This window comes from Candidatus Thiosymbion oneisti (assembly GCF_900092655.1).
In the GTDB taxonomy this organism is placed as follows: domain Bacteria; phylum Pseudomonadota; class Gammaproteobacteria; order Chromatiales; family Chromatiaceae; genus Thiosymbion; species Thiosymbion oneisti.
The window spans coordinates 1-11,581 of the sequence record NZ_FLUY01001133.1 but is presented as its reverse complement, the minus strand read 5'-3'; the positions used below and the strand labels follow the sequence as shown (position 1 = coordinate 11,581).

General features: G+C 59.7%; 11 protein-coding genes. 1 reads left to right on the top strand and 10 read right to left on the bottom strand.

The features are described 5' to 3' along the window. Positions 1 to 190: 190 nt before the first annotated feature. From BQ17_RS11660 to BQ17_RS11640, 5 genes are all read right to left on the bottom strand, one after another. Complete coding sequence (locus BQ17_RS11660; RefSeq protein ID WP_089727258.1) at positions 191 to 1,330, bottom strand: MFS transporter; 1,140 nt, start codon at positions 1,328 to 1,330, stop codon at positions 191 to 193. A gap of 160 nt (positions 1,331 to 1,490) precedes the next feature. Beyond that, complete coding sequence (gene aroC, locus BQ17_RS11655; RefSeq protein ID WP_089727252.1) at positions 1,491 to 2,597, bottom strand: chorismate synthase; 1,107 nt, start codon at positions 2,595 to 2,597, stop codon at positions 1,491 to 1,493. 28 nt (positions 2,598 to 2,625) lie between these two features. Further along, positions 2,626 to 3,978, bottom strand: coding sequence for a TolC family outer membrane protein (locus BQ17_RS11650; RefSeq protein ID WP_089727256.1), 1,353 nt, complete (start codon positions 3,976 to 3,978; stop codon positions 2,626 to 2,628). Positions 3,979 to 4,175: 197 nt separating this feature from the next. Continuing rightward, a complete protein-coding gene (locus BQ17_RS11645; RefSeq protein ID WP_176722398.1) occupies positions 4,176 to 5,252 on the bottom strand; it encodes an MraY family glycosyltransferase in 1,077 nt (358 codons plus the stop codon). A 106-nt stretch (positions 5,253 to 5,358) separates the two neighbouring features. After that, positions 5,359 to 6,138 carry a YdcF family protein gene (locus tag BQ17_RS11640; protein ID WP_089727247.1) on the bottom strand — a complete coding sequence of 260 codons (780 nt, stop codon included), beginning with the start codon at positions 6,136 to 6,138 and terminating at the stop codon, positions 5,359 to 5,361. Between the two features lie 149 nt (positions 6,139 to 6,287). Here BQ17_RS11640 and BQ17_RS11635 point away from each other — a divergent pair, with 149 nt between their 5' ends. Then, positions 6,288 to 7,376, top strand: coding sequence for a nucleotidyltransferase domain-containing protein (locus tag BQ17_RS11635; RefSeq protein ID WP_165741811.1), 1,089 nt, complete (start codon positions 6,288 to 6,290; stop codon positions 7,374 to 7,376). 188 nt (positions 7,377 to 7,564) lie between these two features. Here the strand turns inward: BQ17_RS11635 and BQ17_RS11630 are convergent, their stop codons facing one another. The 5 genes from BQ17_RS11630 to BQ17_RS11615 all read right to left on the bottom strand — a co-directional run bounded on the left by BQ17_RS11630 (position 7,565) and on the right by BQ17_RS11615 (position 11,346). Then, complete coding sequence (locus BQ17_RS11630; RefSeq protein ID WP_089727243.1) at positions 7,565 to 7,792, bottom strand: Nif11-like leader peptide family natural product precursor; 228 nt, start codon at positions 7,790 to 7,792, stop codon at positions 7,565 to 7,567. Next, on the bottom strand, positions 7,783 to 9,315 hold the full coding sequence (locus BQ17_RS11625) for a class I adenylate-forming enzyme family protein (RefSeq protein ID WP_089727241.1): 1,533 nt from the start codon (positions 9,313 to 9,315) through the stop codon (positions 7,783 to 7,785). Before BQ17_RS11625 ends, BQ17_RS11630 begins: the two co-directional genes overlap by 10 nt. After that, positions 9,312 to 9,497, bottom strand: a complete 186-nt coding sequence (locus BQ17_RS20720) for a hypothetical protein (protein WP_141699244.1) — start codon at positions 9,495 to 9,497, stop codon at positions 9,312 to 9,314. Before BQ17_RS20720 ends, BQ17_RS11625 begins: the two co-directional genes overlap by 4 nt. A gap of 182 nt (positions 9,498 to 9,679) precedes the next feature. Beyond that, on the bottom strand, positions 9,680 to 10,318 hold the full coding sequence (gene lipB, locus BQ17_RS11620) for a lipoyl(octanoyl) transferase LipB (protein WP_089727254.1): 639 nt from the start codon (positions 10,316 to 10,318) through the stop codon (positions 9,680 to 9,682). Between the two features lie 605 nt (positions 10,319 to 10,923). Further along, positions 10,924 to 11,346, bottom strand: a complete 423-nt coding sequence (locus BQ17_RS11615) for a type II toxin-antitoxin system PemK/MazF family toxin (protein WP_089727239.1) — start codon at positions 11,344 to 11,346, stop codon at positions 10,924 to 10,926. Between the last annotated feature and the right edge of the window lie 235 nt (positions 11,347 to 11,581).

Sequence of the window (11,581 nt, the reverse complement as noted above, 5' to 3'; positions counted from 1 at the left end):
CGACGCAGGAGGGATCTTTTCCCACAACCAACGCCAAATAACCCCGGACCGCGCCCGGACCGGCACGGCGCCGAACGCGGCGTAACGCGACTAGGATCTAAGTTTAGTCGCTACCGGCATCGCCTGTCGTCGGGATGAAGGCCAATGCCATGCATCGAACCCCCCAACAACGCCAAATAATTCAGGATTGCTAATATCGCCGTTCCTTGTCCACCCAACCCCAGATCGCGAGCCAGCCCAGACCCGCGGCTGGGGCGGACAGGACAAAGGTGAACCCGGCACCGGCATTGCTCCAGAGCACCCCGCTCAGCAGACTGCCGACGGCGACACCGGCGCCGAAGCTCAGGCTACTGTAGAGGGCCTGTCCGCGACCCTGGATACGGCCGCTGAAGTAGTGATGCACGAGATGGATTGCGGCGGCATGAAAGGCGCCGAAGGTCGCCGCATGCAGGGTCTGGGCGAAGAGCTGAAGCACCGGGTTGGCGGCGAAGCCGCCGGTCAACAGCCAGCGCAATACGGCCAGGCCCAAGCTGACCAGCAGTATCCTACGGGCGCCGAAACGCGCCAGCAGGTGGTGCATGCGCCAAAACACCAGCACCTCCAGGACCACGCCCCAGGCCCACAGGGCACCGACCGTGGTGCTCGAGTAGCCTGCCTCCGTGAGGTAGAGGGAATAGAAGACGTAGAAGGCCCCATGGCTGACCTGCATGAAAAAACAGGCCGTGAGAAAGGCGGCGATCTCCGGCTGCCTCAGGAGACCGGACAGGGAGCCGGGTGACTGCTCTACCGGAGGTCGCCCAGGGTCGGGGATGGCCAGGCTGCTGAGCCAGATTCCCGCGTAGAACACGAGCACCAATTCCGGAACGACCTGGGTCCCGATCCGCTCCACCGCGGCACCCAGGGCGGGCACGGCGATAATGAAGCCGATCGAGCCCCAGAGTCGAATGGTGGCATAGCGGCGGGCCCGGGGCCCGAGGTGATTGAAGGTGATCACTTCGATCTGCGGCAGGGATGCGTTCCAGAAGAAGCCGAACAGGGCCATCACCAGGGCGATGCCCCAAAACCCATCCACCGCGAAAATCCCGGAGAAGGTGAGTAAGGTCAACAGCGAGGCCAGGCGCACCATGGACAGACGTGCCCCTGTGCGATCCGCGATCCAGCCCCAGAGGTTGGGGGCGACGATCTTGGTGGCCATGAGGATTGCCATCAGCTCACCGATGGCCAGGGGCGTAAAACCGCGGTCCTTGAGATACAGGCCCCAAAACGGAATCAGGGCCCCCAGGGCGGCGAAGTAAAAGAAGTAGAAGGACGAAAGGCGCCAATAGGGCATGGGGAAACGGCCGGTCGGCAAAAAAGACGAGCCCGCAAGGCAAGTCGCCTTCCTCCGCGGACGGGGGGAACGATCGGTAACGATATCCTTTATCCGCAGATTACGCAGATTTTCACAGATTTCGTTTTAATCTGTGTAATCTGCGGATTGAAAGGGGATATCAGCGGCCGTCGGCCGTGGCCGGTATGCGCGGAGTCTGTGGAGTTACATGCGCATTCTGGCCCCGGTGACGCAGCAGGTGATCCATGATCACCATGGCCAGCATGGCCTCGGCGATAGGCGTGGCGCGGATCCCTACGCAGGGGTCGTGCCGCCCGGTGGTGATGATTTCGGTGGCTGCCCCCGAGCGGTCGATGGTCCGCCCCGGCAGGCGCAGGCTGGAGGTCGGCTTCAGGGCAATCCGGGCGATGATGTCCTGACCGCTGGAGATCCCTCCCAGCACGCCGCCGGCGTTGTTGCTCAGGAACCCCTCCGGCGTGATTTCATCCCTGTGCTCTGTGCCCTTCTGGGTCACACATGCGAAGCCGGCACCGATCTCCACGCCCTTGACTGCGTTGATGCTCATCAGCGCGTGAGCGATGTCCGCGTCCAGCCGATCGAAGACCGGCTCGCCGAGTCCCGCCGGGACAGCCTCGGCCACGACCGTCACCTGGGCACCCACCGAATCTCCCTCCTTGCGCAGGGCATCCATATAGGCCTCGAGCGCCGGCACGGTGGAGGCATCCGGACAAAAGAAGGGATTTTTCTCCACCTGCTCCCAATCGAAGCCCGCAGGACGGATGGGACCGAGCTGGGATAGATAGCCACGTACCCGAATCCCAAGCCGGTCATACAGGTATTTCTTGGCGATCCCCCCCGCCGCGACCCGGATTGCGGTCTCCCGGGCCGAGGAGCGGCCACCACCCCGATAGTCCCGCACCCCGTACTTCATCTCGTAGCTGTAGTCCGCGTGGCCGGGGCGGAACTTCGCGGCGATCTCGGTGTAGTCCCTGGAGCGCTGATCCTGGTTGTGGATGATCAATCCAATAGGGGTACCCGTGGTCTGACCCGCGAAGACACCGGACAGGATCTGCACCCGGTCGGACTCGCACCGCTGGGTCGTATGGCGGGAGCGTCCGGGCCTACGGCGATCCAGATCTACCTGCAGGTCCGCCGCGGTGAGCGCCAGGCCGGGAGGACAGCCGTCCACGATACCGCCGATGGCGGGCCCGTGGCTCTCGCCGAATGTAGTCACCACGAAGAGCTTACCGAAGCTGTTTCCGGACATGTGCGTACAGGTCCCGTTCCCACCGGACTCAATAGGAGGGCGGTGGGACCCTGTCCTCCGGATTCAGCCAAGCATTGCTTTTCACCAGCACATCCCGGGACAGGGTACTGGTAGCCTGATGCAGCAGCACACCATTGACGATGTAGTCGTAGCGGGCACTCAGGTAGTCGAACTCCGCCTGGAACAGGAGCTGCTGCGCATTGAGCACGTCGACTTGGGTGCGGGTGCCGACCTCGAGACCGGCCTGGGTGGACTCCAACGCGCTGTGGGCGGAGACGACGGCGGCGTGGCGCGCCTGCACGTCGCTGATGCTGGAGATAATGCCGCGGAAGGCATCCTTTGCCGCGTTCAGGACCTGGCGTCGGGCCTGGTCGAGCCGGTCCTGCGCCGCGCGGAGATCGTAACCCGCCTGGCGCGTGCGGGAGGTCACGGAACCGCCCTGATACAGGGGTAAGCGCATGGTGAGGGCGACGAATCCGGTATCGCGGTCGGTACCGGATTCCGCGCCGGTCCTGGCCAGATCGTACCCCGCTTGCAGGCCGAATGTGGGGAAGTGGCCGGAACGCTCGATCTCGATCTGTTTCTTTGCAGACCGGGACGCCTCCAGGGCTGCGATCACACCATAGTTGTTCTTGACCGCGGCATCGGCCCAGGCGTCGATATCGTTGGGCTGGGGCAGCTTCAGCGGTAGCCGCGCGCCGAGCCGCGCCAGGGGGATGCTCACCGGTCCGATGATGCGCCGCAAGGTCTCCCACTGGTTATTCAGCCTGTGCTCCGCACCGATCAGGTCGGCCCGCGAGCGGTCGTAAGCGGCCTGGGATTCGTTGACATCGGTGATGGCGACCAGGCCCACCTCGAAACGCTGCCTGGATTGCTCGAGCTGGCGCTCGTTGGCACGCTGCAGGGCCGCCTGGACACCAACCGCATCGGCGGCGCGCAGCACATCGAAATAGGCTCTGGTGGTGCGGACCATCAGATCGATCCGGGCATTTCTGTATTCCGCTTCCGCCGCCGCAATGGTGTTGTCGGACTGCTCGAGGCGTATCCAATCCGCTCGATTGTAGACCGATTGAGTGACGGAAGCCGTCAAGCTCTGTGAGTCGTAAGTATCGTTCCGACGGCGATTGGTGCCGAAGACGCTGGGGCCGGAGGTCTCGTCCCGCTGGTACTGGGCCTTGGCGGTGAGGTCGAGGTTCGGCAGCAGGAGCGCCCGGGCCTGGGGCTTGACCTCGCGCCTGGAGTACAGGGTCTGCTCCGCTTCCTTGAGGGTCGGATCGCTGCGGACTGCCAGATCGTAGATCTGGATCAGGTCTTCGCCCCAGGCCGAAGCGGCGAAACCGAGCCCGATGGCGGCAGAGATGGCGTAGAAAACCGTGCGCATGTGCTTTCGACCCAGGTTGAGGCGTTCGAGAGTCCTCGGATTATAGGCGACCGGGCGACCGGCGCCCAAGCCATTCCTTCCCGAGCTAGGGCGGGCGCGTATAAATCTCCCTGAAAACACGACCTTGGCGGATCGGTTTTCCCGGTACCTGATCAGGTACCGATGTGGTTCAAACTATCCTTAGGTCATGAGTAGAGCTACGCAACGGCATCGTCACTCGGCGACAATGGTCTTCCCCAAAAGCGCCGCCGGTGCCAGGTCCGCATGATCATCCAGAAATGCAGCGCCAATAGACCAAGAAAGCCGAAAAACATCCAGTGCTCCGAGACGCCGAGAAAGTGCCCGGCCAGCCCCACGCAGGCGGCAGCAAACGCAAGCAACACCATCAGGCTGAGCGCTTGTTTCGGGCTGAAACCTGCCGCGAGTAAGATGTGGTGAAAGTGCTCCTGATCGGCCAGGAAGGGTGAGCGCCTAAGCAGCATCCGGCGCACCATCATCGAAATCGTATCGATCAGCGGCAATGCGAACAACCACAGCGCCGTGGCCGGCGCCAAGAGCCGTTGCTCCCCCTGTGAAAGCGCGACCAGGAACCACACCAGAACAAACCCGAGAAACAGGCTGCCTGCGTCGCCCATGAACACCAACGCCCGCCCGCGGAGGCGCAGATTGAACAGCAGAAAGGCAAGGATCGTCGCGCCGAGCAACCCCAGTATGGCGATGTCCTGAACATCACCGCCAAACCAGGCGATGACGCCGAGGGCGATGATGGCAATGAGCACGAGCGACGCCGCGAGGCCATCAAGACCGTCCACCATGTTCACCGCGTTGATCAGGCCAACCATGGCAATAACCGTGAGCGGGACGGCAAGCGGCCCCAAGGACAGCAGGTTGTCCGGCACCACCAGATAACCGAAATCCACGAGCACTACGCCTCCCCCCAGGATCATCAGAAGACTCGCCACGATCTGAGCAATAAAGCGGCGCGACGCGGACAGCTCATACAGATCGTCGATTGCACCCACGACCACGAGGAGTAGCGATCCGGCGAACAGCATCCGGTAGCTCGATAACGAGATGTCGAGCATGAGTACGGAGAAGGCGAACGCGATGAACATCGCGATGCCGCCGATTAAGGGCGTGGGATGGTGGTGAGCCTTGCGACCGCCGGGATGGTCGACCAGACCGACGTGACGGGCGACAGGCACCAAAACCCATAGAAGAACCGCGGTTAAGGCAAATGCGAGTAGACCACCAGCGAATAGCTCCCGGCTCATTCCATTTCCCAGCATGGTTCAACTCCATAAGAAAGGGCCACCTCAGCACTCACCACTCGGCAGAAGTGGTGAATAGGCCCCTGCCGACAGTCTAGCCTAACAGAGACTAATCGGCCCAACCCCGCCACCGGTAGAACCAGAATCCTAAGTACTCTTTCAAAGCATATGAACCAATCTTCAAGGCCCTAGCATCCGGCAGAAAATCGAGTAGGGTCAATTCCCGCCCCTCTAGCACCTCGTAGTCCGTGGCCGCCGGAATCACCTGGATTCCCGCCGCGTGAAACGTCGCCTGCGCGCGCCGCATGTGGTAGGCGGATGTCACCAACAGCACTTGATCCATACCCCTGTCGGCGAGCAGGCGCTGCGTCTCACGCGCATTCTCATAGGTATTTCGACTGTGCCTCTCTAACAGCACCTTGCCCCCGGGCACCCCGAGATCGATCAGAAACCGCAACATGGCGTCTGCTTCGCGACCCCGGTTTGTGTGCCACGGTAAACGACCTCCGACCAGTATCACAATAGGTGCTTTCCCCTTATGGAACAAGCGCGCCGCGTGCCAGATCCTGTCCGCTGAGGTCCTCAAATCGGGGAACAACCGCGGAGCGGCGGCGCCTTCGACGCCTCCACCCAGCACCAGGATCGCATCGGCGCTCGGCAATGCATCGATGGCGATCGGTCCGTACTGCCGCTCCAGAGACAGGCGTACCCAGTCGGAAAACACAGGCGTTGCCCACAGCCAGACCCACAGCAATCCGCACAGCGACAGCCCGGCACCGAGGCCCCGCCGCCGCAATACCGACGCCAGAATCCCGACCAGTATCAGCATACCGCCGCTGCCAAGCGGCATGGCCATTTGAGTCAATAGCTTGTGAAATAGATAATCCATCGTCCAGGACCCGATCCGCCGGCCGCTCACCGACCGCCGGTTTCAGAACCACCGATCCGCAAGACCTCGCCCATATCCTGAAGATGCTGACCCGGATATCCTATACTCACCGCGACTTCCGAACACCACACCATGGATTGCTGACTCCGATGTCCGATACCTATCACCCGAGCGTATTGCTGTTGGCGAGGGCACTTTCCGGCCGGCCCATACAGGTTCCCCGCCCCTCCCGAAAGGTCGCAACCCGGCTGCTGAAAACGGCCACAAGCCACGGCGTCACGGCAATGCTCGACTACCGCGTCCGGCAAGGAATCGTACATGGTCTGGCCGATGAGGACCAAAAGGCGCTGCGCGCGGCAAATCACAAGCAGGTCGTCTACGACCTGATGCTGATCGCCGCCACCCGGAAAACGATCGACCTGCTGGCCACGGCGGACATCCCCGTGCTGCTCCTGAAAGGTACGCCGATCGCGTTGCGATACTATCAGGCCCCCTATCTTAGAATCCGCTGCGATACCGATCTCTTCATTCAAGCAGCGGACACGGACCTGGCTGCCGAGGTCCTGGCATCAAACGGCTATCGGTTATCGGGCCTGGATCAAGGATCCTATGCCTCCAAACAATTTGTCGCTCTCTCCCCGTCTCGGCAGGATTTCGCCGTGTCGTTCGATATCCACTGGCGACTCAGCAACCGCGTTATCTTCAACAACATCCTGCAATTCGAGCAATGCTGGAGAACGCGTCAGCCGCTGCCCGAGCTCGGCGGCAGCGCCTACATGCTGTCTCCCCCCCAACTGCTGTTGCATGCCTGCATCCACCGCATCGCGCACGGCAGAAACACCATGCGCAACCGGCTGATTTGGCTCTACGACATCCACCTTATCACCAGCGGGTTCTCGGCGGAGGATTTCGACCGGTTTCAGCGCCTGGCGATTGAAAAGCAGGTCGGTACGCTCTGTCTGGACGCACTCGTCATATGCCAATACTACTTCCACACGACCTACCCGAAAGGCTATCTGACCGCAATGACCCGCAACTATCGCCAAGAGCCCAGCGCGCACCTCCTGCACGCATCGAAACCAAGATGGGCGCTTGCGGACCTCCTGGCGTTGAATACGCTGCATGAAAGGCTTGCTTTCGCGGACGAGTTGCTGTTTCCGCCCCACCTGGCCGAAGCGACCGGCTGGTTACCAAGGATGAAGGCCTGGATAGCCCGCCTGCTGGCCAAGATCGGATAGCGGCGCCAGAAAAAACGCGATGATCTTGCCTGTCTCCATCATGATCTCCCGTAAGGTGGCCTCGTGTCGGGTCCCGGATGATTACATAGGAAGTAAAATTGGGTCATTGTTGCGTGCCCGAGAGGTCATGGAGTTGCTGGTAGCCACGTCTGTACCGGAGAATGCGCCTTTGATTGCGCTATTTGAGATCAGGATCCGGAGGTGGGGGTTGAACGGCTACATGATATGTAACGCATCCCCCAATCATGTTTGTGCGCCACCCGCAGTTCTTCAACGGTAAAGGAAAGACCGATTTTATCGCCAAGTCTGACTAAGCTTTCCAGCTCAGGAACCCCGTCGGAGAAAACAAGTTGCTTGCTGAGTTCTTCATCAGCGCGCAGTTGGACGATGAATTGTAAAGCGTTTTTCACGGACATTGTTCGCTTTCCAGATATTGTCTCTTGATCTCACGTTTGAGTGTTTTTCCGGCTACATTCCTCGGGAAATTCGCCATGATATAGACCGCCTTGAGCTTGTGAAAGCGGGCATCCACGCGATCATTGACCCAGGATTTGAGCTCATCGCTCCGTGCGCCACTCGGTGGTTTCAATACAACGGCCGCGACGAGCGCTTCTCCCCAGGATTCATCCGGCACGCCGAATACCGCCACTTCCTGCACATCAGGATGCTCGATCACGACTTCCTCTATGTCCTTGGGATAGATGTTCACCCCGCCGCTGATGATCATATCTTTCTTTCGATCCACCAGAAAGAGATAGCCGTCCTCATCCACATAGCCCAGATCACCGGAATGCAACCAGCCATCCTTTATGGCATCCCGCGTGCGCATGGGGTCCTTGTAGTATCCCGCCATCAGGATCGGTCCCCTGCCCACGATCTCTCCCACCTCTCCCGGCGGTAAATCCCGGCCTTCGTCATCGACGATTCGCATGTCGAAGAACTGTGGTGGACAACCAACCGACCCCGGCTTCTTATGGAAATCCGTCTTGTCAAGTATGGTCACAAACCCTTCCGTCAATCCGTACAGCTCATAAAATGCACCGGGAATACGGCGGTTGATTTCCTCTTTGTACTTCTGATGCAAGGGGGCCCCAACGGACAGTATCATCTCCAATGACGCGATGTGCTCTCCGGTGAAATCGGCATGTTCAAGGGCCGCCGCGATCTGCGACGGGACCAACATGGTATGGGTTACACCTTCTTCCTTGATCGTGCGTACTAGATTTTCAACATCGAAGTTTTCATGCAGAATGAAGGTGCCGCCGAGAAACATCACCGGCATGGTGGTGAGAAAGGAGCCATTGAATATAATGGAACCCGAGTGTAGGACCACACACTCGGGAGTCATACGGTAATAACTGCTGAACAGTGTCATATAGGCTGCCCGAACGCGATGGGTGTGCATGATGCCCTTGGGTTCACCCGTGGTGCCGCTACTATAGATGATGTTGTAGAGATCATCAGAATGGATATCGGCCTCCGGGGGCTCCTCATCCGATGCTCGATGCTTATGGCGATAAAAGGAGTCATAGCAATGGTGCTCCTCCGCATCGGTGAGCCAGACGTCGTTATGACAGAGGCGTAAAGTATCGAATATCGGATCGAGGTAAGTAGCTACCGATTCAGTGGTAACCAGGAGGGCCGTATCCGCATTGTTGAGCTGATTGCGCAGGCCATTGCCTCTCAGGAGCGGACTTAGCGGCACGGAGACGGCGCCCAGCTTGGCAATGGCCCAATAAAGCTCCCACAGCTCCCTACAATTGGGAAGGAGCATGGCTATCTTGTCGCCCTTGCGGATACCCGATGTGCGGATGGCATTGGCGATCTGATTCACACTCTGGTTCAGCTCGCTGTATGTAAGCCGCTGATCGCCGCAGATCAATGCCGTACGATCGGGTCGGAAACGGGCATGATGGGGAAGTATATTTCCGATATTCATGGCATTATTTTTCCAGTAGAAAGACGGCATACCTGGCGGATGCCCACATAGCCTGTTGATGCCCACATAGCCTGTTCAAGGAAATGAAAATATGCGTGCAAAAAGCGACTGTCGTTGGAGGGTGCGATCTGACGCCAGTGTGGGCCTTTACTGATGTTCGACAGCACAAAGATCAATGCCATTAAGTTAGCTGCTGGCCGCTTATCGTGGTCGGTCGGGATGCGGAAGAAAAAACTACGAAGCGCGCGAATCGGCGCGAATCCATTCGCGAGAATTCGCGTGATTCGTAGTTTTTCCCCCTTTTTGCCAACGAGTAATGCTTAACTTAATGGCATTGGCACAAAGGTCGCGTATTGGTCGTCCTTTAAACGGGAATAATGCACCGTGCCAACAAGCGCGCGATCTGCTCAGCCAATCCGGTGCCGACCGGTCCAATCTTGGTCGGTGCATCCAGCTGGGCGATTGCAGTCACTGCCAGTCCTGGATAACCGCAGGGATCGATCCGCGAGAAGGGCGCCAAATCCAGGTTAACGTTGAGGGCCAATCCGTGAAAGCTGCAACCACGGCGGACCCGCAACCCGACGGCTGCGATCTTGGCGCCCTCTACATAAACGCCGGGGGCATGGGAGCGGGTGGAGGACGCGATCCCGTAGCCCCTCAGTAGAGCGACGACGGATTGTTCCAGGAGCTGCACGAGGCGTTTCACGCCGATTCCGGCGCGGGGCAGGTCGAGCAAAATGTAGGCGATGAGCTGTCCCGGACCATGATAAGTAACCTGGCCGCCACGGTCGGTTGCGATGACGGGGATACCGCCCGGATCGATGACATGCTTCGGACGACCGGCCTTACCCAGGGTGTAGACAGGTGGATGCTCCAGCAGCCAGAGCTCGTCGGCGGTGTCTGCGCCACGCCGGTCGGTGAAGGACTGCATGGCTCGCCAGGTGGATTCGTAGTCGCGAAGACCCAGGCGACGTACGATCAGGACCTCACGAGGATCGGTCATGCCCGGTAACAGCAATGCCCTTGGAATGAAACAGCAAACGTGGGAGCAATCGGATCAGTAACCCAAGGGACTCGAATACTGCCACTTTGGCGGACGAAAATCCATCCGCTGCGCCGGCAGAGGTTATTCCAAGCGAGAAACGAAAAAAGCGCCGGTGTCGGCGCTTTCTCGTGAGTTCCCAGGGGCTCGAAAACTCGGTGCTGGCGGCCACTGAAGAATTGGCCCAACTCTTTCATCTTCCTGAATCCCAATGGAGGCTTCCCGAGTTTTGTAAGTGGATTGCTGAGGGATTGAGTGCATCCTCAGACTTTTATCCATCCGCGACCGGAGCCACGGAGCCAGTCTGCCGGGGCTTGCGGAGGGAGTCTGGCGGCCCCGAATCCTGGTACGGCGCAGCGCGGTGCTTGCTGCGTAGCTTGCAAGCGGCGTGACGGGCGGACCGGGTGTCTCCGGTCTCCGGATAGACAAAAGACCCTGCACCTTGCGATGCAGGGCCTTGGATCAGAGGCCCCAGTCAGTTTGTCATCACCGGCTGGGGTCTGCTACCCGGAGGTAGTCTTGCAAGCCCGATTTATCGGGAACGTACCTATTATGGTTCCTGGACCTTATGGGATCAAGATGGATTTACCAACCCGAGGGCAATCATCACGCCCCGGCAGATCGCCCTCAGGTCCATCGGCAATCACCCGTTCCGCAACATAAATGCGCTTTCCGTGCGGGCCTCTTCCGGCCATCACCCGGTCAAAACGCCCTAAAGAAACGGTGGCCAACATATCGCACTTCGCCCAGGTCTCCTTCTTACTCAGCTTGCCAGGTAACGAGCGCGGATCCATCCGATGGTGGAAAGGCTCTACCGGGTTCGGCGCGGTGGTGCTCAGCGGCACGATGGTGCAAAGCAGGTTCGAGCGCCGGGGCCGTGGTGAGATCACCACTACCGACCGCCGTTTGATCATCTCCGGGGCCTTGAAACCGGTATTGAAGTCACACATCAGCACCATGCCGGGATGGGGATGAAATGTCAGCGGCATCTTTAGCAGACCACTGCTTCAGCGTCGAAAACCTGGTCGAGCCCTGAAGTATCCCCACAAATCAGCCTCTGGCTCCCACGCTCCAACGTGGGAGCAAATCCAGACGCTCCAGCGTCATGAAACCTTGGCCGCTGGAGCGGCCACAACGGCATTCCCAAGCTGGAGCGTGGGAACGAGCCATGAGGGCATCGTGGCCGCTCATTCGCTCCATAACTCGTTGTTTTAGATTGCAATA

Excerpts from the sequence above, each read along its gene's own strand:
- BQ17_RS11660 (WP_089727258.1), bottom strand. The coding sequence starts at position 1,330 with ATGCCCTATTGGCGCCTTTCGTCCTTCTACTTCTTTTACTTCGCCGCC.
- aroC (WP_089727252.1), bottom strand. The coding sequence starts at position 2,597 with ATGTCCGGAAACAGCTTCGGTAAGCTCTTCGTGGTGACTACATTCGGC.
- BQ17_RS11650 (WP_089727256.1), bottom strand. The coding sequence starts at position 3,978 with ATGCGCACGGTTTTCTACGCCATCTCTGCCGCCATCGGGCTCGGTTTC.
- BQ17_RS11645 (WP_176722398.1), bottom strand. The coding sequence starts at position 5,252 with ATGAGCCGGGAGCTATTCGCTGGTGGTCTACTCGCATTTGCCTTAACC.
- BQ17_RS11640 (WP_089727247.1), bottom strand. The coding sequence starts at position 6,138 with ATGGATTATCTATTTCACAAGCTATTGACTCAAATGGCCATGCCGCTT.
- BQ17_RS11635 (WP_165741811.1), top strand. The coding sequence starts at position 6,288 with ATGTCCGATACCTATCACCCGAGCGTATTGCTGTTGGCGAGGGCACTT.
- BQ17_RS11630 (WP_089727243.1), bottom strand. The coding sequence starts at position 7,792 with ATGTCCGTGAAAAACGCTTTACAATTCATCGTCCAACTGCGCGCTGAT.
- BQ17_RS11625 (WP_089727241.1), bottom strand. The coding sequence starts at position 9,315 with ATGAATATCGGAAATATACTTCCCCATCATGCCCGTTTCCGACCCGAT.
- BQ17_RS20720 (WP_141699244.1), bottom strand. The coding sequence starts at position 9,497 with ATGGCATTGATCTTTGTGCTGTCGAACATCAGTAAAGGCCCACACTGG.
- lipB (WP_089727254.1), bottom strand. The coding sequence starts at position 10,318 with ATGACCGATCCTCGTGAGGTCCTGATCGTACGTCGCCTGGGTCTTCGC.
- BQ17_RS11615 (WP_089727239.1), bottom strand. The coding sequence starts at position 11,346 with ATGCCGCTGACATTTCATCCCCATCCCGGCATGGTGCTGATGTGTGAC.